Origin of the sequence: Ferrovibrio sp. (genome assembly GCF_035304305.1) — a bacterium.
Taxonomy (GTDB): Bacteria; Pseudomonadota; Alphaproteobacteria; order Ferrovibrionales; family Ferrovibrionaceae; genus Ferrovibrio.
Genome location: NZ_DATGQG010000022.1, coordinates 1 through 23,857 on the forward strand (window position 1 = coordinate 1; position 23,857 = coordinate 23,857).

A 23,857-nucleotide genomic window follows, 5' to 3' on the forward strand; every position below is an offset into this window, starting at 1 on the left:
TGCCGCACTGCTGGTCGAAAAGCAGATAAGCGGGGTTCCCGTCGTGGATGACAAAGGCGCCGTAATCGGCGTGGTCAGCGAGACGGATATGCTTCACAGGAAGGAGATCGGTACCGGGCACCGTCATTCCTGGTGGGCATCTCTGCTGATGAGCGATGCCGACCTGGCGGACGAGTTCGTCCGCTATCGCGCAACAAAAGTCGGAGACATCATGAATCCGGAGGTCGTCAGCATTTCGGAAGATGCAAGGCTTCAGGTCGCCGCGGATCTCCTTTCCAGAAACAATGTTCGTCGTGTGGTCGTGGTGCGAGGCGAGAAACCGGCCGGTGTGATCACCCGATCGGATATTGTCCGCGCTCTATCCCAACACAAGGCTGCGCCCGGCGAGCCTGCCAGGAGCAGCACGGATGACGCGATCCGGCGCAGACTTGCCGAGGAGATGGCCGCCGAAGCCTGGGCGAGGACACCTTATATCAGCACGCTGGTGCATGATGGCGTTGTCGAGCTCAGCGGATTCGTCGATTCCGCCAGTCAGAAGAAAGCTCTGCGGGTGCTGGCCGAGTCGGTGCCGGGTGTGCAAGCCGTTCGCGACCGTATCGAAGTTGGTGCCCCCACTCCAGCCTCACTCTCCTAAGCGCCCTGTAACACGGAGAAATCATGCGACACAGAATTCCCCGGACATGGATTGTTGTCGTCGACGGCCGGCATGCGAAGGTATGGGAATGCAGAGATACTTCCGGCGCCATCGTCCCCGTACCGGAGATGTCGCTCGAGGCAGCTGACCAGAGCAGCTTCTCGCGGTCCCTGAAGTCCGATCGTCCAGGCCGCGCGTTTTCGAGCATGGGCGAGCGCCGTTCCGCCATCGAGCCGAAATCTGATCCCCATACCTTCGAGAAGGCGGTCTTCGCCAGAACAATTGCGGAGAAGCTGAACGAAGCCTTCCAGAAGCAGGCATTTCGGCGGCTCATCCTGATTGCCCCACCTGCGATGCTCGGGCATCTTCGGAAAATGCTGCCGGAAGCGGTAACCGACACCCTTGTTGGTGAGGTCGCAAAGGAGCTGGCGCATCATGACGCTGACGAGATATTTCAGCGGGCGAGACCCTATCTGCTCAATACGGCCACGGCCTGAAGGGAACGTGCACTAAATCGCCAGCCCCTGTGCCGAAAGACATCCCATTTGGTGGCGACGGGATCTATCCGCCGAACGCATGCCGATGCGGAAAGCATAATCTTACTCGCTTTCGGCCCCGCGATATATGGCCGTTGTTCGCCCTCTCTCCCGGAATGCAATCCCGTATCGTAATCCGGAGGGGTCTTCCGTATAAAGAAAAGGCGAATCAACAGGGCGGGAGACATACGGTGCCAAGACCAGCCACTGGACCCGGTCCGGAAGCGGAGTATCGCGCCTTTCTCAGCCAGGGGCGCTTCATGATCCAGCGGAGCGTCTCTACCGGCCAATATGTCTTCTACCCCCGTGTGGCGGCGCCTGGCAGCGGGGCAACCGACCTGGAGTGGGTAGAGGCTTCCGGACTGGGCCGAATTTACTCGATCACCGTCAATCGCGCGCGCACTGGTGACTACAATATTGCACTGGTGGAACTCGATGAGGGACCGCGACTGATGACCCGGATCGAGGGTGTCGAGACCGCTGCCATCGGCACGCGGGTGCGGGCCCGCATCGCCGAACTGGGTGGCGAGCCGGCCGTTGTGTTCGATGTCGTTGCCGAGGAAAGCAGGTCATGAGCGGTCTCTCCGTACGCGGCAGGACCGCCATTGTCGGGATCGGCGGCGCAGGCTGGGGCGAGGCGCCCGGTCGCACCGCCATCGAACTGCTGGGTGAGGCGGCACTGGCCGCAATCGCCGACGCGGGGCTGGAGCTGAAGGATATCGATGGCATCTGCGCCGCGACCAGCACCCATGCCTTTCCGACCCTCTCCGTGGCGGAGTATCTCGGTATCCGGCCAAGCTTTTTTGACGGCACCAATATCGGCGGCTCGTCCTTCGAAATGCATCTTCTGCAGGCAGCCCTGGCTTTGGAAGCTGGCATCTGCAACGCGGTCCTGATCTGCTACGGGTCGAACCAGCGCACCGCAGGCGGACGGCTGGTGTCCATGAGTGAGCCGCAGTGGCATGAGATACCCTACAAACCGCGCCACCCGATAACCGCCTATGCGCTCGCCACCCAGCGCCACATGTACCAGTACGGCACCACGCGGGAGATGCTGGCGGATGTCGCAGTTGCGGCGCGGCAATGGGCCAATCTCAATCCCGCAGCGTTCGCGCGGGGGCCGCTCACCCGTGAGGATGTCCTGAATGCCCGTATGGTCAGCGATCCGCTCACCACCCGAGATTGCTGTCTGGTGACTGACGGAGGGGCGGCCTGTGTGATGGTGCGCGCCGACCGGGTAAAGTCCCTGAAGCAGAAACCGGTCTATCTGCTCGGTGTGGGAGGTGCGCATTCGCATCGCTCGATTGCACAGATGGAGGACCTCACCCGCACGGTAGCAGCCGACAGCGGGCCACGTGCCTTCGCCATGGCCGGCCTGAAGCCGGCCGATGTCGATCTCGTGATGCTGTATGACGCTTTCACCATCACGACGCTGCTATTCCTCGAGGATCTCGGCTTCTGTCCGAAAGGTGAGGGTGGACGCTTCGTGCAGGGCGGCGCCATTGCTCCCGGCGGCAAGCTGGCGGTGAATACCAGTGGCGGCGGGCTGTCATGCATTCATCCGGGCATGTACGGCATGTTCCTGATTCTTGAGGCGGTGACCCAGATTCGAGGGCAGGCGGGGAAGCGCCAGCTCGAGACCTGTGACGTCGCGGTCTGCCACGGCAATGGCGGCACCCTGTCCAGCCAGGTCACGGCCCTGCTCGGCAGCGAGGCGACGCTGTAAACAGCAGCATTCCAGCCGTTGCAGCATTCCAACTGTTATGTGGCGCAGGGGCCGGCGACCGGCATTTGCGGCAGTGCCCGGTGCCTCCAATGATAATTGACATATTGCTATAACAATAGATAGAGTTTGGCCCATGCAGTTGGCCAAACGCAATCCTGCGACTCTGCTGAGCATTGATGACCGGCTCAAGACGCCGCTCTATCACCAGATATTCCTGATTCTGCGCAGTCAGATACAGGAGGGGCGGCTTAGTCCCGGTGCTCTGGTGCCGGGCGAGGAAGAACTGGCCCGGCAATTCAAGGTCTCGCGGATCACCGCACGGCGTGCGCTGGCCGAACTTGCGGCTGAAGGGCTTGTGACCCGCGGCCGGGGGCGTGGCACTCATGTGACAGCGCGTGGCGAACCGCCGCCGATCCGTGCCGGTGTGGAGGGGTTGCTGGAAAATCTGTTTGCTATGGGACTCAAGACGCAGGTTAAGCTGATTGAGTTCGATTTCGAACCTGCAGCACCGGATGTTGCCGCCGCGCTTCAGATCGGCGCTGGCCAGGAAGTGCAGCGGGCCGTTCGGGTCCGCTCTCTCGATGCCGGTCCATTCTCCTATCTTACTACCTACGTGCCGGCGGATATAGGGCGCAAATTTTCCCGTAAGGCGCTGGAACAGCAGCCGTTGCTCTCGCTGCTCGAGCAGTCGGGCATCACCATCGGCGGTGCCGATCAGACCATATCGGCGACACTTGCAGATACCCGTGTGGCGCCGTTGCTGGAAACCGCCGTGGGCGCCCCTTTGCTGCGCATCAGTCGCGTGGTTCAGGACGGGGCCGGACGGCCAGTCGAATACATTATCGGGCTTTACCGGCCTGATCGATATCAGTTCCGCATGAGCCTCGATCGTGTGCGCGGCGAGGAACAGAACACCTGGTCGGCCCGCGTGGCGCCGGCGGCAGGGGGAAAGAGGTCGCCACGCCTTATCCGCAGGGAGAAAAGCAGATGACTGTCGAACGTAGCCGATTCCGCGTATCCCGTCGCCGTTTCCTGGCTGGCACCGCCATCGGCGCCGCCGCCGGTGTCTCGGGTTTTCCCGCCATTCTCAAAGCGCAGCCGAAAACTATCAAGGTCGGCATTCTGCATCCAGTTACCGGGCCGATCGCGCCTTCGGGCCAGCAATGCCGTCTCGGCGCCAGGCTCGCGATTGAAACCATCAATGCCAACGGCGGTATCGCCTCCATGGGCGGAGCCAAGCTTGAGCCGATATACGCCGACGCACAGTCCAAACCCGATGTCGGTGTGGCGGAGGTCGAGAAACTGAACGAAGCGGGTGTATCCGCCATCGTCGGTCCGTTCGCATCCGGTATCGCGCTTGCCACAACCCAGGCGGCGGCCAAGCACGGCATTCCGCATATCGTCGATGTCGGTGTCGTGGATCAGGTGGTCACCCGGGGGCTGACCAATACGTTCCGTTTCGGCCCGGGGCTGAGCAAGATCGTCGATACGGCACTGCAGAACCTGGTTGCCCTGAACGATCAGGCCGGCAAGCCGGCCAAGACAGTCATGATCGTGCATGAGGAATCGGCTTTTGGCGCCGGCATGGCCAAGACGCTGAACGAAAGGCTGCCGGGCATGGGTTTTGAGGTTCTGGAGACTATCTCTCATGCCAACCCGACGCGCGACTTCAACAACATCGCGCTGAAGATCAAGGGCCGCAATCCGGACCTGCTGATCCCGTCGAACTACTACAATGAGTTCGTTCTGCTGGCCCGCACCCTGCGACAGCAGAAGATCCGGCCGAAGGCTATCTACGCCATTCTTGGCGGCGCGGCCTCGCAATATCGGTTCGTGCAGGAATTCCCCGATGCCGCGGAGTTCATCATGGATTGCAACCATTGGTTCGATCCGCGCAACCCTGTGGCCCTGGAGCTGAAGAAGAAGGTAGAGGCCGAGAAGGCGTTCTTCTCCTACGAAGTGTTCCTGAACCATGAGTGCGTCCGCCTGCTGGCCGATGCGCTGGAACGTGCGGCGTCTGCCGATCGGGGCGCGATCACGCAGGCACTCGCCGCTTCGGGTTGGTCGAACCACTTCATGCCCTATGGCCCGACGAAGTTCGTCAATGGCCAGAACGAAGGGGCCGCGCCGGTGAATACCCAGGTGCTGCAGAAGGATATCAAGGTGATCTTCCCGAAGGATTTCGCCAACGCGAAGCCGGTCTTCCCCGCGCCGAAGGCGTGATTCCATTGTGGCAACGGGGCCGCTTCGACGGCCCCGTTGCATACCCATCCTGCGTCCCTGTGACGGTATGCTCGAATTTTCCATCCTTCTGCCGGCTATCCTGAACGGCCTCACGACCGGCGCGATCTATGCTTTGATTGCGCTGGGGCTGACGCTGATCTACGGCGTTCTGCACATCATCAATTTCGCCCATGGAAGCCTGCTGATGCTGGCGCTCTATGGTGTGTTCTTCCTGCACAGCCTGTTCGGTGTCGATCCGTATCTTGCCCTGCCGATAGCGGCGCTGGCCCTGTTTGCGGTCGGTTATGGCCTGCAGCGCTTTGTCATAGGCCATGCCAGCCATGGAAAGGATGAGAATATCCTGCTGGTTACTCTCGGTTTGTCGGTGATCATCGAGAATCTGGCGCTCTATCTGTGGCGCTCCGATACCCGCACCATCGAGACGCCATACTCCTTCGAGGTGATTGATTTCGGTGTGGCATTCATTGCCGTTCCGAAGGCCATAGCGTTTATCGGCGCGCTGCTGGTCGCAGCCCTGCTGTGGCTTCTGATGACGCGCACCGATCTCGGCCGTGCGATCCGCGCGCTCGCTAGGGAGCGGCAGGGCGCCAGACTGGTTGGCATTAATGTCGAGCATATCTTTGCCATGTCATTCGGCATCGGCTGCGCCTGTCTCGGCATCGCTGCCTGTCTGCTTCTGCCCAGCTTCTACGTCAGCCCCCAGGTGGGACACGCCTTCGTGCTGGTGGCCTTCACTGTAGTCGTGCTGGGCGGTATGGGCAGTTTTGTCGGAGCCCTGCTGGGCGGTCTGATTATCGGCGTCACGGAGAGTCTGGGGGGATTGTTCCTTGGTGAGAGCCTCGGCCAGCTCGGCATTTTCCTGATCTTCATCATCGTGCTGTTGTTCAGGCCAAACGGCCTGCTGGGGCAGCGGGTCTGACCATGCGCAATCTGGCGACAATCATCATCTTCTGCCTGGTGATGGCTCCGGTGCCGTTGCTCATTCAGTCCGATTTTTGGATCACCTGGCTGACGCTTGCGCTGTTTTATGCCTACCTCGGCCAGGCCTGGAACCTGCTGGGTGGTTATGGTGGACAGTTCTCCTTCGGCCATGCGCTTTTTTTCGGCACCGGCGCGTATTGCACGGCGATCCTGCAGATCCACTTCCACATTAATGCCTGGGGCGGCTTCGTCCTGGCCACTGTTGCCGGTGGCCTTATCGGAGCAGGTACCGGCTGGCTTGTCTTCCGCTATGGATTGCGCGGCTCCTACTTCGCCCTGGTCACGCTGGCCTTCGCCGAGGTCTTTCGCATTCTGGCCAACAGTTTTGACTTCACTGGCGCCGGTGTCGGTCTTCTCGTTCCGCTACAGCCCGGCATTGCCCAGATGCAGTTCGAGAGCAAGGCCGGTTTTTTCTGGCTGCTGCTGATGCTTGTGGCGGTAGGCCTCCTGTTCACATGGTGGCTGGAGAATGCCCGTTTCGGTGCCCGGCTGATGGCCGTGCGGGAGAACGAGGATGCGGCGCGCGCGCTTGGCGTCGATCCTTTCGATACCAAGTTGCGGGCTATTGCCATCTCAGGCGCAATGGCCGGGTCTGCCGGTGCAGTATACGTGCAGCTTTTCCTCTACATCGATCCCAATATCGCCTACGGCCCTGCCATGTCGGTGGAAGCGCTGCTGGTACCGATCATCGGAGGGCTGGGCACCATCTTCGGGCCTGTGCTTGGTGCTTTCGCCCTGCACGTCATTGCCGAGATCGGCCGGCTCGCTTTCGGGGAGGCTCCGGGCCTGAATCTGGTGCTCTATGGCATTCTGCTTGTGCTCATGGTGCTTTTCCTGCCCAACGGCCTGTTCGGCCTCGGCAGGGTCAACTTTAGTACCGCCAGGCTGCGCCGCCTGTTCAAACGGGGCAGCCATGCTTGAGATCCGCAATCTTTCCAAACGTTTCGGTGGCCTGGTGGCCACGAACAATGTCAGTATTACGGTCGATGCAGGCAGCATCTCGGCGCTGATCGGCCCCAACGGCGCCGGCAAGACGACGATCTTCGCCCAAATTTCCGGTTTTCACCGGCCCGACTCCGGCGATATCCGCTTCGAAGGGCAGTCGTTGCTCGGGCTCCTGCCGGAGAGGATATGCCTGCTCGGCATCGCGCGCACCTTCCAGATCGTCCAGCCATTCGCCGGACTGAATGTGCGCGAGAATATCGCCGTCGGGGCCCATCTGCATCGGGCCAGCCGGCGTGCCGCGCTGGAACATGCAGACGCCATTGCCCATCGGGTCGGACTGGGTGCGCAGCTGGACAAGCCCGCTGCGGCGCTCACCGTGGCCGGGCGCAAGCGCCTTGAACTCGCCAAGGCCTTGGCGACCGATCCGAAACTGCTCCTGCTCGATGAGGTCATGGCCGGTTTGAACCCGGCCGAAATCGACGAGATCATCCCCATCATACGAGGCATCCGGCAGTCCGGCGTCACGATCCTGCTGATTGAGCATGTGATGCGGGCGGTCATGAACCTCTCCGACCACGCCTGGGTGCTGAATAACGGCACCCTGATCGCCAGCGGCACGCCATCACAGATTGCCTCCAATCCCAAGGTGATCGAGGCCTATCTCGGCCATGGTGCGGCGGCCCGCATGCAGGAGCAGGCCGGAGGAGCGCGTCATGCTTGAAGTGCGTGGATTGCGGGCCGGTTACGGCGAAGTCGAGGTTCTACGGGGAGTTGATCTCGATGTCGCCAAGGGTGAGATCGTGGCTCTTCTGGGTGCCAACGGTGCCGGAAAGTCGACGCTGAACAACAATCTCTCAGGCATTTATGCTCCGCGGGCGGGCAGGGTCGTCTTTATGGGCAAAGATATTACGGCGGCCGGATCCGACCGGATCGTCGATGCCGGCCTGATCCAGGTGCCCGAAGGGCGTCGCGTCTTCCCGAACCTGAGCGTGCAGGAGAATCTGGAGCTCGGCAGCTATCGCCGGGGCAAAGGCAGACGGGTGGCCAATCTCGAGCGGGTTTACGGGATATTTCCGCGCCTGAAGGAACGCATGAACCAGCCGGCCGGCACGCTTTCCGGTGGCGAGCAGCAGATGCTCGCTATCGGCCGTGGTCTTATGACGGATCCGGAGCTGCTCATTCTGGATGAACCCTCGCTGGGCCTCTCGCCATTGCTGGTGGAAGAGATGTTTGGTCTGGTCCGGCAGCTCAACCGTGACGGATTGCCGATCCTGCTGGTCGAGCAGAATGTGGTCCAGTCTCTGGCCATCGCGCACCGCGCTTTTGTACTGGAGCACGGCACGATTGCCATGTCTGGCCCGGCGTCTGTTTTGTTGAATGATCCGGGGCTGAAAGCCTCGTATTTGGGACTGTGAGTGTGGTTCAGTTGATGACTCTTGCCGAGAAGCTGGTCGCCCGCGCCGCGGGGCAGGCGCAGGTGCGCCCGGGCGAGGTTGTCACGTGTCGTGTCGATCTCGCCATGATGCATGACTCCGGCGGTCCGCGCCGGGTGGCGCCGATGCTGGAGCGTCTGCAGGCGAAGCTGTGGGACCCTGACAAGGTGGTGGTCGTCTCGGATCACTATGTGCCGGCGGTGGATGCCGAGAGCGCCGGAATCCTTGATCTCACCCGCAAGTGGGTGAAGGCCGCACGAGTGACGAAGTTCCACGACATGCAGGGCATCTGCCATGTCGTACTGCCTGAACGTGGTCATCTTCGGCCGGGTATGTTCGTGGTGGGCGGCGATAGCCATTCGCCCACTGGTGGAGCCTTCGGAGCCTACATGTTCGGCGTCGGCGCGACCGAAATGTGTGGCGTGCTGGTCACCGGGGAGATCTGGTTGCGGGTACCCGAGACGATTTTGCTGCACTGGAGTGGCAGGCTCGGGAAGGGAGTTGCCGCGAAGGATATGATTCTCGCCATGTGCGCGAAGCTGGGCATGGATGGCGGCCGCTACCAGGCGATCCAGTATGCCGGCGAAACGATTGCCTCGCTGCCCATGCAGGAGCGCATGACATTGTCCAACATGGCGGCCGAGCTTGGCGCGCAGGCCGGTCTGATCGCACCCGATCAGGTAACGCGGAAATACCTGATCGGCGCCGGTGTGCCGGCTTCGGAGATCGACATCGATACCTGGCAGAGTGATCCGGGTTCAGTGGTTGGGGAACGGCATGAATTCGACGCATCGATCCTGGCGCCAATGGTGGCTGCTCCGCATAGTCCGGCCAACAGCGCAGCTGTAACCGAGCATAAAGGCGTGGCGATCGATCAGGCCTATATCGGTGCCTGCACCGGCGCCAAGATCAATGATCTTCGCATGGCGGCAAGCGTGCTCAAGGGCCACAAGGTGGCCAGCGGCACCCGGCTTCTCATCGCGCCGGCTTCGGCACGCACCACGGCGGAGGCTGCTGCCGACGGTACTCTTGCCGCGTTAACGGAAGCAGGTGCAATCCTGCTGTCGTCGGGCTGCGGCGCCTGTGCCGGGTATGGGGCCGGCGTGCTGGCAGAAGACGAGACCTGCATCGCCTCCACGGCACGCAACTTCAAGGGGCGTATGGGGGCAGGCTCCTCAAAGGTCTATCTCGGCTCGCCTTACACCGTCGCGGCGTCCGCCATCGCAGGCCGCATTGCCGATCCGCGGGAGTTCCTCTCATGACTGCTAAGATTACCGGACGGGTCTGGAAGTTCGGTGACAATATCGACACCGATGCCCTGGCCCCGGGCCTTTACATGAAAGGCCCTCTGGCCGAGCTGGCGCGTCATTGCCTGGAGGCGGTCGAACCACGCTTCGCCAGGGAGGTGAAGCCTGGCGACATTGTTGTCGGCGGCCGCAACTTCGGCATGGGGTCCTCGCGGGAACAGGCGGTGATGGCGCTGCGCGAACTCGGGGTCGGTGCCGTAATTGCCTTGTCCTTTGCCGGCATCTTCTACCGCAATGCCCTCAATCTCGGTCTTCTGGCTCTGGTCTGCGCCGATGCGGTGAAGATCCGCGCCGATGCGGTCCTGGATGTTAATGCTGCTGCGGCGGAACTGCGGGATGTCGAGACCGGTGCGACCTATGCCTGCGAGCCGATACCGTCGCATCTTCTGCAGATGATTGCCGATGGCGGTCTTATCCCGCATCTGGAACGTCGTCTCGGGAGGGTTGAATCATGACAACGCTGCGGGACCGCCTGCGGGGTGATGAAGTCATCATCGCGCCAGGCGTGTATGATGGCCTGAGCGCGCTGGTGGCAAGCCAGGCGGGTTTCGAGGCGCTGTATCTGTCTGGCGCGAGCATTGCGTATACACGGTTCGGGCGCTCCGACATCGGCCTGGTATCGATGACTGAGGTGGCGGACACGCTAGGCGCGATCCGCGAGCGGGTGGAGACGCCGATCATCGTCGATGCGGATACCGGTTTCGGCAATGCGCTCAACGTGCAGCGCACGGTCCGCCTGTTCGAGCGCAACGGGGCGACCGGAATCCAGCTCGAGGACCAGGCGAGCCCCAAGCGCTGCGGCCACCTGGATGGCAAGTCGCTGGTCCCGACGGCGGAGATGGTGGGCAAGATCCGGGCGGCACTGGATGCGCGGCGGTCGGAGGAGACGCTGATCGTGGCGCGCACGGACGCGATCGCGGTGGAGGGGTTTGAAGCCGCGCTGGAGCGGGCTGGTCGCTACATGGAGGCGGGTTGCGACGTGCTGTTCGTTGAAGCGCCCCGGAATGTGGAAGAAATGCGGCAGGTGACGAGCCGGTTCGGCAGCCGGGTACCGCTGCTGGCCAACATGGTGGAGGGCGGCAAGACGCCGCTTCTGTCAGCATCCGAGCTGGGAGAGATCGGCTACAAACTGGTGATCTTCCCGGGGGGGTTGCCGCGGGCACTGGCGCACTGCATGAGCGGGTATTTTGCCTCCCTGAAGCAGCATGGCACGACGGCGCCGTATCGCGAGCGAATGCTGGATTTTGCGGCGCTGAACGCGCTGATCGGCACGCCGGAGCTACTGGAGCGGGGCCGCGCCTACGATCCGTCCCGCTTTGAGGAGGACAAGCCATGATCGACCCGATCACGCTGGCGGTGCTGAAAGGCCGCCTGGAGCAGGTGGCCGACGAGATGGATGCGACGCTGTTCCGCTCGGCCTTCAACCCGATCATCGCCGAGGCTCATGACGCGAGCCACGGGCTGTATCACGCCGAGACGGGCGAGACGCTGGTGCAGGGCAAGTCCGGTCTGCCGATCTTCGTGGGCGCCATGGCTTTTGCGGTGAAGGCGGTGATCGACAAGGCGGCCCGGGACGGCGACCTGACTGAGGGCGACGTCTACATCTTCAACGATCCTTACGACGGCGGCACGCATCTGAGCGACTTCAAGCTGGTGCGACCGTTCTTCCGCCAGGGCAAGGTCTTCTGCTACTTGGCCTCGGTCGGACACTGGCACGATGTCGGCGGCAACGTACCGGGCAACTACAATCCGGTGGCGACGGAGGCCTTTCAGGAAGGCATGGTGATCCCGCCGGTGAAGCTCTATGCGGCGGGCACGCTGCGGCAGGATGTGGTGGATATTCTGCGCGCCAATACCCGCCTCCCGGACAGCCTGTACGGCGACATGAACGGCCAGGTGAACGCGCTGGAGCTGGGCACACGGCGTCTCAATGCGCTGCTGGATGAATACGGCGATGCCACCGTGGCGGAGGCACTTTCGGAGCTGAAGCAGCGGGCGGCGCTGCAGTTCCGCAGCCTGCTGCGGGAGCTGCCCGACGGGCGCTATGCGGCGGAGGATTTCCTCGACAATGACGGCATCCGCGACGAGGCGCTGCGCATCGGCCTGGAGATCGTGATCGAGGGTGAGACGCTGACGCTTGATTTTTCGCGCACCTCGCCTGCCTGCGCCGGGCCGCTGAACATTGCGCGCTCGACGGCGATCGCGGCCTGCTACGTAGCTATCAAGCATCTCTTCCCTGACGTGCCGGCCAATTCCGGCGTTTTGGAGCCGGTGAAGTTCGTCATTCCTGAGTCCAGCCTGATCAGCGTGAAGGCGCCCAAGCCGGTGGGCGGCTATACCGAGACGATCCTGCGAGTGATCGACGTAATCTTCCAGGCTTTCGCGCAGATCGCCCCGGAGCGGGTCAACGGCTGCGCTTATGGTACGATCAACGCGCTGTCGCTGGCGGGCCACCGGAAGGACGGCCGGCGCTGGGTGATGTTCAGCTTCTTCGGCGGTGGCCATGGCGGCCACCCCGAGGGCGATGGCCTCAACCATGGCAATGCGCCGATCTCGATGGCGACGATCCCGCCGCTGGAGATCCTGGAGGCGGCCTATCCGGTGATGTTTACCGAATGGAGCCTGCGGGCCGACAGCGGCGGCGCCGGCAGGCATCGGGGCGGTTTGGGTGCGGTCTATGAGATCGAGCTGCTGGAGGAGGAGGCGGACCTGTTCCTGTTCGGCGAGCGCGGCAAGCATGCCCCGGCGGGCGTGCTGGGTGGCCAGCCGGCGCAGCGCAACCGCTTCCTGTATCCGCAGGACGGCCGGCTGGTCGAGCCGGCCATGGTATCGAAGCTGCATAACGCGAAGCTGAAGAAGGGCGAGCGGATCCGGTTGGAGACGCCGGGCGGCGGCGGCTATGGTCCGCCGGTGGAGCGCAGGCCCGAGGCGATCGCCGAGGATCTGCGTCTGGGTTATGTGACAGAAGCGGGGCTTGCCCGTGATTACGGCCGCAATGCCAAGGAGGCTGCGGAATGACCAGGCAAGCCACGATCCCGCGCTTTGCGGTTGGCGTCGATGTCGGCGGGACCTTTACCGACGTCTTTTTCCTGGACGAAGCACAGGGCCGCATCGATGTTGCCAAGGTGCCGTCCACCCGCGGCGACCAGGCGACCGGCTTCATTGAGGGCCTGCGCGCGAAGGCCGAACCGAAGCAGGTCGCCACCGTGGTGCATGGCACGACGGTGGGTACCAATGCGCTGCTGGAGCGCAAGGGCGCACGCACCGGCGTGATCACCACACGAGGCTTCCGCGACGTGCTGGAGATGCGCCGGCGCGACCGGCCCAGCACTTGGGGCCTGTGGGGCCGCTTCGTGCCGGTGGTGCCGCGCGATCTGCGACTGGAGGTGGGCGAGCGTGTCCTGGCCGATGGCAGCGTCCGTCAGGCTGTCGATCCGGCCGAGGTGAAGCAGGCGGCGCGGGAACTTCTGGAGCGGGGTGCGGAAGCCGTCGCCATCGCCTTCATCAATGCCTATGCAAATCCGGAGAACGAGCGGGCTGCCCTGGCCGCCGTGAAGGAGGTCTGGCCGAATGCTTACGTTACGGCCTCGTCCGACATTCTGCCGGAGATTCGGGAGTTTGAGCGCAGCTCGACGGCGGCGCTAAACGCCTATCTGCAGCCGCCGGTGGGCAGTTACCTGCGCAAGCTGGAGGACCGCCTGCAGAAGGACGGTTTCGGCGGCCAGCTGCTGATCGTGCAGTCGAACGGCGGCGTGATGAGCGTCGAGAGCGCGGCCAGCCGGCCGGTGCGGACCGCGCTGTCGGGTCCGGCCGCAGGCGTGATCGCCTGCCAGCATGTCGCCACGGCTGCAGGTTTCCCCAACGTGGTGACCTGCGACATGGGGGGCACCAGCTTCGACGTATCTCTGATCGCCGACGGCGAACCGGCGATGAGCGCGCAGACCGCCATCGATTTCGGCATGGTGGTGCGGGCACCGATGATCGAGATCACCACGATCGGCGCCGGCGGCGGCTCGATCGCCTGGATCGATCGTGGCGGCATCCTGCAGATTGGTCCGGGAAGCGCCGGGTCTGATCCTGGTCCGGTGGCCTATGGCTTGGGCAATGACTGTCCAACGGTGACGGATGCCAATGTCGTCATGGGGCGCATCGACGCCGAGCGCCCGATCGGCGGCAAGCTGAAGCGCCTGGATGTCGAAGCCGCCAGGGAAGCAATCCGGAAGCACATCGCTGAACCACTCGGTCTCGATGTCATGGCCGCAGCCGAAGCGATCATCCGGGTTGCGAATTCGCGCATGGCCGGTGCGATCCGGCTGGTATCGATCGAGCGTGGCCATAATCCGCGTGATTTTGCTGCCATGCCGTTCGGCGGCGGCGGCGCACTGCATGTTGGTGCGCTGATCAAGGAGGTGGGGCTGGCCTCGGCGCTGATCCCGCGCTTCCCCGGTGTGACCTCGGCGCTGGGCTGCGTCATCGCCGACATGCGCCACGATTTCGTGCGCACGGTAAACAAGACGCTGGACGACATCGATCCTGCGGCTCTGGATGCAGCGATCTCTGAAGCAGCAGGCGAGGGGATGCGTCTGCTCGATCGGGCCGGCATCGCCTTTGAAGGCCGCTCTGTACTGGTTGAGCTGGATATGTCCTATCTGGGCCAGACCCATACCGTGGCCGTGACCGTGCCCGGCGATTTCACCAGGCCGGCCAAGCTTACCCGCGAGGGCATCAAGGCGGCCTTCGAGGCGGCCTACATCGCTGTCTTTGGCCGCGTGCTTGATAAGATCGGCATCCGCGTGCTGAACCTTCGCGTGGCCTGTATCGGCAAGCGCAAGAAATTCGACCTGCGCCTGCTGGCGCCGCCAGAGGAAGGCTCAGTCGAGGCGGCCAGACGCACCACGCGCAAGGTCTGGCTCGACGGTGCCTGGCACGAGGCCGGCGTCTATCGCCGTCTTGAACTGCCGCTCGGGGCTGTCATCCCCGGTCCGGCCATTCTGGAACAGCCTGACACCACGATCCTGATCGAAGCCGATCTCGTCGGTGAGGTGGATCGTTTCGGCAACTTGATCGTAAAGCGGAAAGCGGCATGAGCCCGAGCAAGCTGGATATCAAGCGCACGGCGCTGGTCATCGTCGATCTGCAGAATGACTTTCTTCATGCCAATGGTGCCTATGCGCGCGGTGGCGCGAACCTGCCGGGCGCGGCCGAGCTGATCACGAACATGAAGTCGGTCACCGACGTGATGCGCGAGGCCGGTGGCTGGATCGTCTCGACCCAGTTTACCCTGGTGCCGGGCCGTGGCGGCGAGCCGCTGATCAGCCCGCATCTGAGGCAACTGCGGCCCTTCCTGCGGAAAGGCGATTTCCAGCCTGGCGCCTGGGGGCATAGCCTGATCGATGAGCTGGCGCCGGCCGACTTTGTGGTGGAGAAGGTCGCATACTCGGCGTTCTATATGTCGCGGCTGGAATTCGTGCTGCGCAAAGCCGGCATTGATACCCTGCTGATCGGCGGTATCGTCACCAATGGCGGTGTCGCCAGCACGCTGCGGGATGCCCATGTGCGCGACTTCCATGCCTTTCTGCTGACCGATGGCAGTGCCGCGTTCAGTAAGCAGGCTCATGAGGCCTGCATCGCTTCGCTCGGCACGGTGGCGCCGACATTGACCTGCGCCGAAGCAGTGTCTCTGGTCAGGGCGGCATGAGCCCCAAGCGATGAGCAAGGTTCTCCCGGCTGCGGGCATCGAATTCCCCCTTTCCGTTCCGGTGCTGGTGATTGGCGGCGGCGCCTGCGGCCTGGTTGCGGCTTTGGCGGCGCATGATGCGGGTGCCGAGGTGCTGGTGCTGGAGCGCGATCCGTCGCCCAGCGGGTCCACCGCAATGTCCTCCGGCATGATTCCGGCTGCCGGCACCAGCCTGCAGAAAGCGCGCGGGGTGGACGATACGCCGGCGATCATGGCCGCCGATATCCAGGCCAAGGCCCACGGTGAGAACGATCAGATCATGGTGGATGCGATCTGCGCCGCATCGGGGCCGACCGTCGACTGGCTGGTGCAGCAGCATCAGGTACCGCTGAAGCTGGTAGAGGGTTTCCTCTATCCGGGCCATAGCAAGCCGCGCATGCATGCTCCCGCCTCGCGCAGCGGCGCTGACCTGATTGCAGGCCTGCTGTCCGCAGCAAATGCCGCCGACATCGATATCGTTTGCGATGCGACCGTGACCACGCTGTTCGCCGAGCCGGATGGCCGCGTGCGCGGCGTTGCCTTGACGCGCCCCGATGGTACAACCGAGCAGATCGGCTGCGACGCGCTGGTACTGGCCTGCTCAGGCTTTGGCGGCAATGCTGATTTGGTGAAGCGCCATATTCCGGAGATCACCGGCGCGCAGTATTACGGCCATACCGGCAACCGCGGCGATGCCCTGCTCTGGGGCGAAGCCTTGGGCGCGGCCGTGAAGCATCTCGGCGCCTATCAGGGCCATGGCTCGCTGGCTATGCCGCATGCCGTCCTGATCACCTGGGCACTGATGATGGAAGGTGGTTTCCAGGTCAATGCCAATGGCGAGCGGTTTTCCTGCGAACATGACGGCTATTCCGAGCAGGCGATGCGTGTCATCGCCCAACCGGGAGGCTTCGCCTGGAACATCTACGATGAGCGCTTGCACAAACTGGGCCTTGAGTTCGAGGATTACCGCGATGCCTTCAAGGGTGGCGCTGTGAAGAGCGCAGGGAGCATTGAGGCGCTGGCAGAACTTTGCGGAGTGCCGCCGGAGGCTCTGGCGGCAACGCTGGAAGAGACACGCAGGCTGGCAGGCGGACAGGGGCAGGACCGATTTGGCCGCGACTTTACGACCAAGCCGGCGCTAGAGGCGCCATTTTATGCAGTGAAGGTGACCGGGGCGCTGTTTCATACTCAGGGTGGCCTGAACGTGGATGTGGAGGCCCGCGTACTGCGGCCCGATGGAAGCCTTCTTCCCAATCTGCTGGCCGGAGGTGGCGCTGCCTGCGGGCTCTCTGGGCGCGGTCGCGACGGATATCTGTCAGGCAACGGCCTGTTGATGGCGACCGTGCTGGGCGCTAAGGCCGGCCGTTCCGCAGCTACGCTGGTCAGACAGGGAGGCTGAAGATGCCGGTGATCCGGGTATCGCTGATCGAGGGGTACGACGAGACGGTACGTGACCGCCTGCTGGAGGGCTATTCCGCAGTCACCCGCACGGTGCTGGAAGCCGTTCCGGATGGAATCACCGCAATCATTGAGGAAGCGAAGGCGAGCAACTACCGTCGCGGGAATCAGCGGAAGTCGCCGAAGGCGCCGCCGCCTGCACCGGAACAGATCGTGCGTGATTTCCTGGCCGCCATGGAGCGCCGTGATCTGTCGGCAGCATCGGCCTTTTTGGCCGGGAATTTTACGATGACTTTCCCCGGCGGAGCGACCTTTCGCCGACTGGAAGAACTGGTCGCATGGTCGAAGCCGCGCTACCGCAGGATTGCCAAAACCTACGAGCGCTTCGATACGGTACCTGGGATGGAGTTTGCAACTGTGTATTGTTCAGGCACTCTCCATGGCGAGTGGCCTGACGGGGAGGCATTCGATGGCATACGCTTTATCGACCGGTTCACCGTGAAGGGTGGGCTTCTGGTCGATCAGGCCGTTTGGAATGACCTGGACGCGAGAGTGAGAAAGCCCGGCTAACCGCCGGAACAGGGATCGCGCTCAACCGTTACTCCTCCACGCGCCGGCCGAGGATCGGCCCAGCAGGAGGAGCGGAGCGCATGAACAACATCATCTATATCGTCGGCGTTGTCGTTATCGTTATCGCCATCCTGAGTTTCCTCGGGCTCCGCTGAGTCCGGGCTTTTCCCAAGACTGCCGTATTCTGGGACGGCTCGCCGCCGGATGTGCTCCGGCGGCGAGTTCTCGATTCTCCTGAAGCTGGTTATGCGAACAGGACATCGAAATGGATGGTGCCGCTGTCCGTGCTGCCATCCTTGTCCGCGACCGTGTAGGAAACCCAGTCCTTGCCGACTCCGGGCTTGGGACGGTAGATCACCGTACCATCATCGTCGAGCGTGACACGCGCACCCTTGGCGGAGTGATCAGGGATATCCGTCACCTTGAGGTCGCCGTCAGCGCCCTTGTCGTTCTCCAGCAGGTGTCTCGCATTGAAGTAGTGCGACTTGCCGCCGGCGATCTTGTAGTGGTCATCGACAGCCATGACGGGAGTGTTGCCGCCGGTGGATGGTGCAGACGGGACGGGGGGGCTCGAACCATCCGACACCGGGACCGCAGTGCCATTGCCAACCTGCATATGGACGAGACCGGTGTCGGTGCTGCCATCCTTGTCGATCAGCGTGTACTCGATCGTATCCTTGCCCTGCCAACCCTTCAGGGGGGTGTAGATGGCAGTGCCGTTGCTGTCGAGCGACACGGTCGCACCCGCGGCACTCTCACCCGCCACGGCTGATACCTTGAGCCCGCCATCGGCACCCTTGTCATTCCAGGTCAGGTACTTCGTGTTGAAGTACCATTTCTGGTCGACTCCAGTCTTGTAGCTGTCATCGACGGCGACAACCGGGTTGTTCTTCCCGCTATCGACGGGCGGAGTGCCGGAGACGCCTCCGTTGGACGAAGGCTGCGTGACGGTGCCGCCACCATTGCCGACCTGAATGAAGATGGTGCCGGTATCCTCGTCGCCATCCTTGTCTGCCACGGTATAGCTGATGGAATCCTTGCCCTGCCAGTCCTTCAGCGGGGTGTATTTCACCGTTCCGTCCTTGCCCCAGGTGACCGTGGCGCCGGCGGCGCTCTTCCCGGCAACTTCGGTGACCTTCAGGTCGCCATCCTTGCCGGTATCGTTCAGCAGCAGATGCTTGCTGTTGAAGGATTTGGCCTCGTTCGTGCTGACCTTGTAGTTGTCGTCACCGGCGACGACGGGATTGTCTTTCCCGCTATTCACCGGAGGAGGTGAATTGTTTTCTTTCGCCGGAGGGGGATCCTTCTGCTCGGGTGTGTCACCGGATTTAGCCGTCTTGGCGCGGTCGAGCCGCATGGCAAAATCCTTGTAGAAGGCTGCCTGGTGCTTTTGCACGGTCTCGGAGCCGTGATAGCCGCCATTGGCCAGAGACGAGGCCTTGTTGTCCGTCCAGTAGTTCGGACCATGGCCGGTCTTCACGAAGGCGCCGCCCCAGCTGTTGGCCGAGGGGTTATTGTTGTCGGCGCCATCGATCAGGTAGAGGATCGACGGTGTGTCGCCCATCTTCAGCCCCCAGGGCATTGCCTTGTGGAAATGCTCACCCAGAGCGCCGTGGCCCTTGGCGTCATTCATGTTCCAGCTGTTCTTGCCGTTGCCGTTGTCATCCACATACATGCCGCGGAAAGACGAGTTGTTCTCGATCCACCACAGATCCTTGTGACTGTTGTAGATGTAATCCCGGGCGGCCGGATCCTGCTGAGTGTTCCACGAGCCGATCGAATAGACCTTGATCTTGCTCTTGATCGAAGGGTCATCGTGCAGCGCCTGGGCCAGGTCGGTCATCGAGCCCCAGGTCAGGACCCAGAGCGGATCGCTCGCGCTGGCGGCATGGGCGGCCTTGATGATCTGCTTGGAACCCTCCGTCGTCGTGTTCCAGCCCTTTGACGGAGCCACGGAAATGCTGCCCTGCTTGGTGATCGACTTCAGATATTCCGGCGCCGGATAATCGTTCGACCAAGTTTTCAGTGTGGCATAGTCCTTGGCATATGAGTCAATCACCTGATTGATGTGGGATGCACGACCACCATGTTTGCTCGGGGTCGAGACAAGCCCAACCAGGTTCATCTTGTCGGCATACAAGAATGCATGGACCATGGACTGGATGTCATCGGGATCCGCGCCGCCGATATCGCTCGAAATGAGTACGCGAGGCTTGGCCATCTGAAATAAACCTTTCTTACTTTGCCGACCTCCACAATGAGGCGGGCATTTCTGCACTGTGCCCGGAGGCAGGGTTCAATCTGCATGTCTGCAATCGCATTGAAACCCCTCGAAACATCCCGTTATCGCTTCTTAAGTCAGACATCGTGTTTTCGTCACAAATGAAGTGGTGAAGCGGAGGAATCGACAAAATAATCCGCATTTTATGCGGCATTTCCATGACACGGCGGTGGGCATGAAAAACGCCGCCGGGAAGCCCGGCGGCGTTCAGATGACAGGTATACCGGAAGCTGTCAGCCTTCCCGCATACTCCGGCGAAGCGAGTCGACGAACGGCTGCGTAAGATACTGCCATGCGGTCCGCGTTCCGGTCATGACCATTGCTTCGGCCGGCATTCCGGGGGTCAGAACGATATTCGGACCTATCTTCGCCAGCTGGTCGCGATCAACCTCGATCCGCACCAGGTAGTATGGCGTGTTGGTCTGCGGGTCGACGATGCGGTCGGCAGAGACGCTGCGCACGCGTCCGTCGATTCGCGGCAGGTTGCGCTGCTTGTAGGCTGACAGAACGACCTGTGCGGTCAGGCCGGGATGCACCACGTCGATGTCGGTCGGTGCGATGCGGGCGTCGATCAGCAGCTCGTCGTCGCGCGGCACGATATCGAGGATCGGCTGGCCGGCCGTCACCACGCCACCGACTGTGCGGGCCTTGAGCTGGACGACGGTCCCGGAAACCGGGGCGGTGATCACCGTCCGGCGCAGGACGTCGGCGGCCGCGCCCAGGCGCTCCCGCGCGCTGGCCAGTTCGGTGGTTACCTGGGCGAGTTCTTTGCTGATCTCCTCCTGGCGCTCGGCCTCCAGGGTAATGATCTGCTGTTCCGCTTCGGCGATCGCCTGGTAGGCCCGGGCAATGGAGGACTGATTGGTGGCCTTCATGCCGGCGATCTCAGCCTGCTGCCTCTGCAGGGCGAGCAGGCGCGGCTTGCGCTCCAGGCCTTTTTCCACCAGCTGCATGACGCCCTTGGTTTCCTCGGCAATCAGTGCGAGCTGGCGCGTCTGGCTGGTGATCTGCGCATTCAGGCCGGCAATCTCCTCTGTGATCTGGGTGATCTTCTGCTGCAGCAGGGTCCGGCGCTGCTGCAGGGCGCTCTGGCGCTGCTGCATCAGCTGCAGCTGCGTGCGCAGCAGCACCGCGACCTCCGGTTCGGCTGCGTGGTTCAGCAACTCGGCCGGAAAACGCGGCTCGGTCTCGCCCGCACGCTCGGCCAGAAGCCGGGCCTCGACCGCCATGAACTGGCGGGTCTGCACCAGCGCGAGCTCATGCGCGGCGCGGGCCGCCTTGTCTTCCAGGATGATCAGCGGGTCACCGGTTTCCACCAGACTGCCATCCTGCACCAGTATCCGCTCGACGATGCCGCCTTCAAGGTGCTGGACGGTCCGGCGGCTTCCGTCCGGGCTGACGACTCCGGGCCCCATGGCTGAACTGGCAAGCGGCGCCAATGCAGACCAGGCGGTCAGGCCCCCAAAGAAGGCGAGGCATATCACGGCGCCAGCCAGGATGGGGCCGCGCACGATGCGACGCAGATTGGGTGTATCGGTGCCATGAAAAGCGGTCATGACGGTTTCCTTCACTGGCTGGATGCGGTGTTTGCTTGATGGGCGTGTACCGGCACGGGCTGGCCGGTCAGGCGCGCCCAGATGGCCTCGGCGGGACCGAAGGCCTGCACCATGCCGTCACGCAGATAGAGGAGCAGGTCGGCCTGTTCGAGCATGCTGGGGCGATGGCCGACCATCACCACGGTACAGCCCTGCTGCTTCATGGCGGCGAGGGCCGATAGCAGGGCCGCGTCGCCTTCGCTGTCGAGATTGGCGTTCGGCTCGTCCAGTACCAGCAGCTTCGGGTCGCCATAGAGGGCGCGGGCCAGACCGAGCCGCTGACGCTGCCCGCCCGAGAGCTGTATGGCACCGTTGTCGAGACGCGTTTCGTAGCCCTGCGGCAGGCGCAGGATCATTTCATGGACGTTGGCGAGGCGTGCCGCGCGTACGATCTTCGCCGGATCCGGATCGCCCATGCGGGCGATGTTCTCGGCAACCGTGCCGGCAAACAGTGTAACCTCCTGCGGCAGGTAGCCCAGGTGAGGCCCGATTTCGGCGCGGCTCCAGGCGCTGAGATCGGCGTGATCCAGCCGCACATGACCGGCGCTCGGGGCGAGTGCGCCGACCAGCAGACGACAGAGCGTGCTCTTGCCTGCGGCGGACGGACCGATGATCCCGAGCTGCTGGCCAGGTTTCAGCGCGAAGGACACACTCCGAAGCACCGCGCGATCGGTGTTCGGCGGGAAGAAGGTCAGGCCTTCCACCGACAGGACACCCTTCGGCTCGGGCAGAGGCATGGATTCGGCCTCGGCCGGGAAGCGGTTCAGCAGGGCCGCAACGCGGCGCCAGCAGTCGCGCACCGAGATGAACTGCTTCCAGCTTCCGAGCAGCTGATCCACCGGGGCCAGGGCGCGGCCGAGCAGGATCGAGGCGGCGATCATGCCGCCGGACGTCAGTTCGCCGCGCACTACCAGCCAGGCTCCGAGGCCGAGAATGGCCGTCTGCACCAGCATGCGGATGCCCTTGGTCAGGCCTTGCAGCACCAGGCTGCGGTCTGTGGCGCCCTGCTGGGCGTCGATGGCGCCGGCCTGCTCGCCCTGCCAGCGCTTCAGCAGCGACGGCATCAGGCCCATGGCCTGCACCAGATCGCCATTGCGCAGGGTCGCCTCCGCCACCCCGTAGGCCCGCATCTGGCCGGCTTCGCCTTCGCGAACCGGTTTCCGGGTCAGCAATTCGCCGGCAATCATCAGCAGGAACAGCAGGATGGCCGAGACCAGCGCGAAGGCCCCGAGCCAGGGGTGCATGAACCAGAGAATGGCGAGGAAAACGGGTGCCCAGGGAGCATCGAACAGCGGTGACATGGCCGGGCCGGCAAGAAAACCTCGCACCTGGGCCAGGTCGCGCAGCGGCTGAGTGCCGGTCGGCTGGCCGGCAAGAGCGGCAGCGACACCGGCCTTTATGAGCCTGGTGGCCAGCACGCGGTCGAGCCAGGCGCCGAGCCGGGCCATGATACTGCCGCGCGCCGTCTCCAGGGCGCCATACGCGATATAGGCCGCGGTGGCCAGCAGCGTGAGCCACGCCAGCGTGTCCAGATGTCCGCTCGTCACCACGCGATCAAAGACCTGCATCATGTAGATCGGTGACGTCAGCACCAGCAGGTTGATGGCAAGGCTGAAACCGGCAGCCGCAAGAAATGCCCAGCGGAAGGGCGTTATGACGGCCGGCAGCAAGGCGGTGGGGACCGGGCGGGACTGGGAATTATTCATCGCGGAAACTCTCCGTGTACGTGACGGAGCGAGACATCGCCGTTGGTGCCCGCGATGTAAACGTTGGAATTCCGCTAGTTACTGATTGTTAAGTTTCCCAGCTTGTTTTGGTCACAACAACGGCCGCTGTGACAGTTGAGGTTACCGTTTCTTCACCTCGCGACTAACCGCATTTTCATTTTTGCTCTGAATGCAGACGCCACGTCAGCGGCGCACGCTCTGCATCTGCTGCGCCCAGGCTTCCTGGGCTGCGGTATACCCGAGCAACGACGCCTGGTAGTCCATGGTGTCGCCCTGCACGTAAAGCTGGATACCGCGGCGCAGCTGATCTTGCATCGGATCCTCGGCGCTGAGCAGAATATGGCAATGAAGATTCTCGCAGCCATTGTGGCTTGCGGGCGGATTGCCATCGACGCGCAACTCGACCCGGCTCCCCAGGGAATAGCCGCTTTCCATTGACAGGCTGACCAGCCGCTGCCCGGCAACGGGCTGGACCCCGAGAATGCCGGCCTGCGCCCCGTTCGGAGCCTTCAGAATGGTGAAAGCCAGACAGAGCGGGGGGCCCTGATGGGTCGGCCGGCACTGGACAGTCCAGTCGCGATGCTGGCGCCGGACGAGATTGTCCTGCGCCCGGGCGGAACCGCCCGGAAAGGCGGGTGGCAGGAGAAAGATACAAGCCAGCACAAGGCTGCCGGCGGAACGGAACCATCTCAGCATGCGGTCAGAATACGGCGGCAAAACACGGATGCCCGCGACAATGGTGTGGCAGAGCGGTGGCCTCTGCC

The 23,857-nt window shown here is 63.0% G+C and carries 22 protein-coding genes; 18 read left to right on the forward strand and 4 right to left on the reverse strand.

Annotated features, from left to right (window positions below; translation table 11 throughout):
• The 18 genes from VKZ87_RS02145 to VKZ87_RS02230 form a co-directional block, all read left to right on the forward strand.
• Positions 1–634: CBS domain-containing protein (locus VKZ87_RS02145; RefSeq protein ID WP_324219596.1), on the forward strand; the 634-nt coding region annotated here is incomplete at its 5' end.
• A 23-nt stretch (positions 635–657) separates the two neighbouring features.
• Positions 658–1,131, forward strand: coding sequence for a host attachment protein (locus VKZ87_RS02150; protein ID WP_324219597.1), 474 nt, complete (start codon positions 658–660; stop codon positions 1,129–1,131).
• 230 nt (positions 1,132–1,361) lie between these two features.
• Positions 1,362–1,745 carry a Zn-ribbon domain-containing OB-fold protein gene (locus VKZ87_RS02155; protein WP_324219598.1) on the forward strand — a complete coding sequence of 128 codons (384 nt, stop codon included), beginning with the start codon at positions 1,362–1,364 and terminating at the stop codon, positions 1,743–1,745.
• A complete protein-coding gene (locus VKZ87_RS02160; protein ID WP_324219599.1) occupies positions 1,742–2,896 on the forward strand; it encodes a thiolase in 1,155 nt (384 codons plus the stop codon). Before VKZ87_RS02155 ends, VKZ87_RS02160 begins: the two co-directional genes overlap by 4 nt.
• Before the next feature lie 133 nt (positions 2,897–3,029).
• Positions 3,030–3,887, forward strand: coding sequence for a GntR family transcriptional regulator (locus VKZ87_RS02165; protein ID WP_324219600.1), 858 nt, complete (start codon positions 3,030–3,032; stop codon positions 3,885–3,887).
• Entirely contained in the window at positions 3,884–5,119 is a 1,236-nt protein-coding gene (locus VKZ87_RS02170) for an ABC transporter substrate-binding protein (protein ID WP_324219601.1), read from the forward strand. The genes VKZ87_RS02165 and VKZ87_RS02170 overlap by 4 nt, the downstream gene beginning before the upstream one ends.
• Before the next feature lie 67 nt (positions 5,120–5,186).
• Positions 5,187–6,059 carry a branched-chain amino acid ABC transporter permease gene (locus VKZ87_RS02175; RefSeq protein WP_324219602.1) on the forward strand — a complete coding sequence of 291 codons (873 nt, stop codon included), beginning with the start codon at positions 5,187–5,189 and terminating at the stop codon, positions 6,057–6,059.
• A 2-nt stretch (positions 6,060–6,061) separates the two neighbouring features.
• A complete protein-coding gene (locus tag VKZ87_RS02180; RefSeq protein WP_324219603.1) occupies positions 6,062–7,042 on the forward strand; it encodes a branched-chain amino acid ABC transporter permease in 981 nt (326 codons plus the stop codon).
• On the forward strand, positions 7,035–7,787 hold the full coding sequence (locus VKZ87_RS02185) for an ABC transporter ATP-binding protein (protein ID WP_324219604.1): 753 nt from the start codon (positions 7,035–7,037) through the stop codon (positions 7,785–7,787). Before VKZ87_RS02180 ends, VKZ87_RS02185 begins: the two co-directional genes overlap by 8 nt.
• Positions 7,780–8,481, forward strand: coding sequence for an ABC transporter ATP-binding protein (locus VKZ87_RS02190; RefSeq protein ID WP_324219605.1), 702 nt, complete (start codon positions 7,780–7,782; stop codon positions 8,479–8,481). The genes VKZ87_RS02185 and VKZ87_RS02190 overlap by 8 nt, the downstream gene beginning before the upstream one ends.
• A 14-nt stretch (positions 8,482–8,495) precedes the next feature.
• Positions 8,496–9,761 (forward strand): 3-isopropylmalate dehydratase large subunit, encoded by a 1,266-nt coding sequence (locus VKZ87_RS02195; protein ID WP_324219606.1) that lies wholly within the window; start codon positions 8,496–8,498, stop codon positions 9,759–9,761.
• On the forward strand, positions 9,758–10,261 hold the full coding sequence (locus tag VKZ87_RS02200) for a 3-isopropylmalate dehydratase small subunit (protein WP_324219607.1): 504 nt from the start codon (positions 9,758–9,760) through the stop codon (positions 10,259–10,261). The genes VKZ87_RS02195 and VKZ87_RS02200 overlap by 4 nt, the downstream gene beginning before the upstream one ends.
• Positions 10,258–11,142 (forward strand): isocitrate lyase/PEP mutase family protein, encoded by an 885-nt coding sequence (locus VKZ87_RS02205; protein WP_324219608.1) that lies wholly within the window; start codon positions 10,258–10,260, stop codon positions 11,140–11,142. The genes VKZ87_RS02200 and VKZ87_RS02205 overlap by 4 nt, the downstream gene beginning before the upstream one ends.
• On the forward strand, positions 11,139–12,824 hold the full coding sequence (locus VKZ87_RS02210) for a hydantoinase B/oxoprolinase family protein (RefSeq protein ID WP_324219609.1): 1,686 nt from the start codon (positions 11,139–11,141) through the stop codon (positions 12,822–12,824). The genes VKZ87_RS02205 and VKZ87_RS02210 overlap by 4 nt, the downstream gene beginning before the upstream one ends.
• Positions 12,821–14,893: a hydantoinase/oxoprolinase family protein gene (locus VKZ87_RS02215; protein WP_324219610.1), complete on the forward strand. Its 2,073-nt coding sequence runs from the start codon at positions 12,821–12,823 to the stop codon at positions 14,891–14,893. Before VKZ87_RS02210 ends, VKZ87_RS02215 begins: the two co-directional genes overlap by 4 nt.
• A complete protein-coding gene (locus VKZ87_RS02220; protein ID WP_324219611.1) occupies positions 14,890–15,504 on the forward strand; it encodes an isochorismatase family cysteine hydrolase in 615 nt (204 codons plus the stop codon). The genes VKZ87_RS02215 and VKZ87_RS02220 overlap by 4 nt, the downstream gene beginning before the upstream one ends.
• 61 nt (positions 15,505–15,565) lie before the next feature.
• A complete protein-coding gene (locus tag VKZ87_RS02225; protein WP_324219612.1) occupies positions 15,566–16,921 on the forward strand; it encodes an FAD-dependent oxidoreductase in 1,356 nt (451 codons plus the stop codon).
• 2 nt (positions 16,922–16,923) lie between these two features.
• The gene (locus VKZ87_RS02230; RefSeq protein WP_324219613.1) at positions 16,924–17,490 is read left to right on the forward strand and encodes a nuclear transport factor 2 family protein; all 567 of its coding nucleotides are present in this window, start codon (positions 16,924–16,926) and stop codon (positions 17,488–17,490) included.
• Between the two features lie 244 nt (positions 17,491–17,734).
• On the opposite strand, the gene VKZ87_RS02235 is transcribed toward VKZ87_RS02230, so the two are convergent.
• The 4 genes from VKZ87_RS02235 to VKZ87_RS02250 form a co-directional block, all read right to left on the reverse strand.
• On the reverse strand, positions 17,735–19,711 hold the full coding sequence (locus tag VKZ87_RS02235) for a nucleoside hydrolase-like domain-containing protein (RefSeq protein WP_324219614.1): 1,977 nt from the start codon (positions 19,709–19,711) through the stop codon (positions 17,735–17,737).
• Between the two features lie 293 nt (positions 19,712–20,004).
• Positions 20,005–21,327, reverse strand: a complete 1,323-nt coding sequence (locus tag VKZ87_RS02240) for an HlyD family type I secretion periplasmic adaptor subunit (protein ID WP_324219615.1) — start codon at positions 21,325–21,327, stop codon at positions 20,005–20,007.
• Between the two features lie 11 nt (positions 21,328–21,338).
• Positions 21,339–23,072 (reverse strand): type I secretion system permease/ATPase, encoded by a 1,734-nt coding sequence (locus VKZ87_RS02245; protein WP_324219616.1) that lies wholly within the window; start codon positions 23,070–23,072, stop codon positions 21,339–21,341.
• Positions 23,073–23,276: 204 nt separating this feature from the next.
• Positions 23,277–23,789 carry an invasion associated locus B family protein gene (locus tag VKZ87_RS02250; protein WP_324219617.1) on the reverse strand — a complete coding sequence of 171 codons (513 nt, stop codon included), beginning with the start codon at positions 23,787–23,789 and terminating at the stop codon, positions 23,277–23,279.
• Between the last annotated feature and the right edge of the window lie 68 nt (positions 23,790–23,857).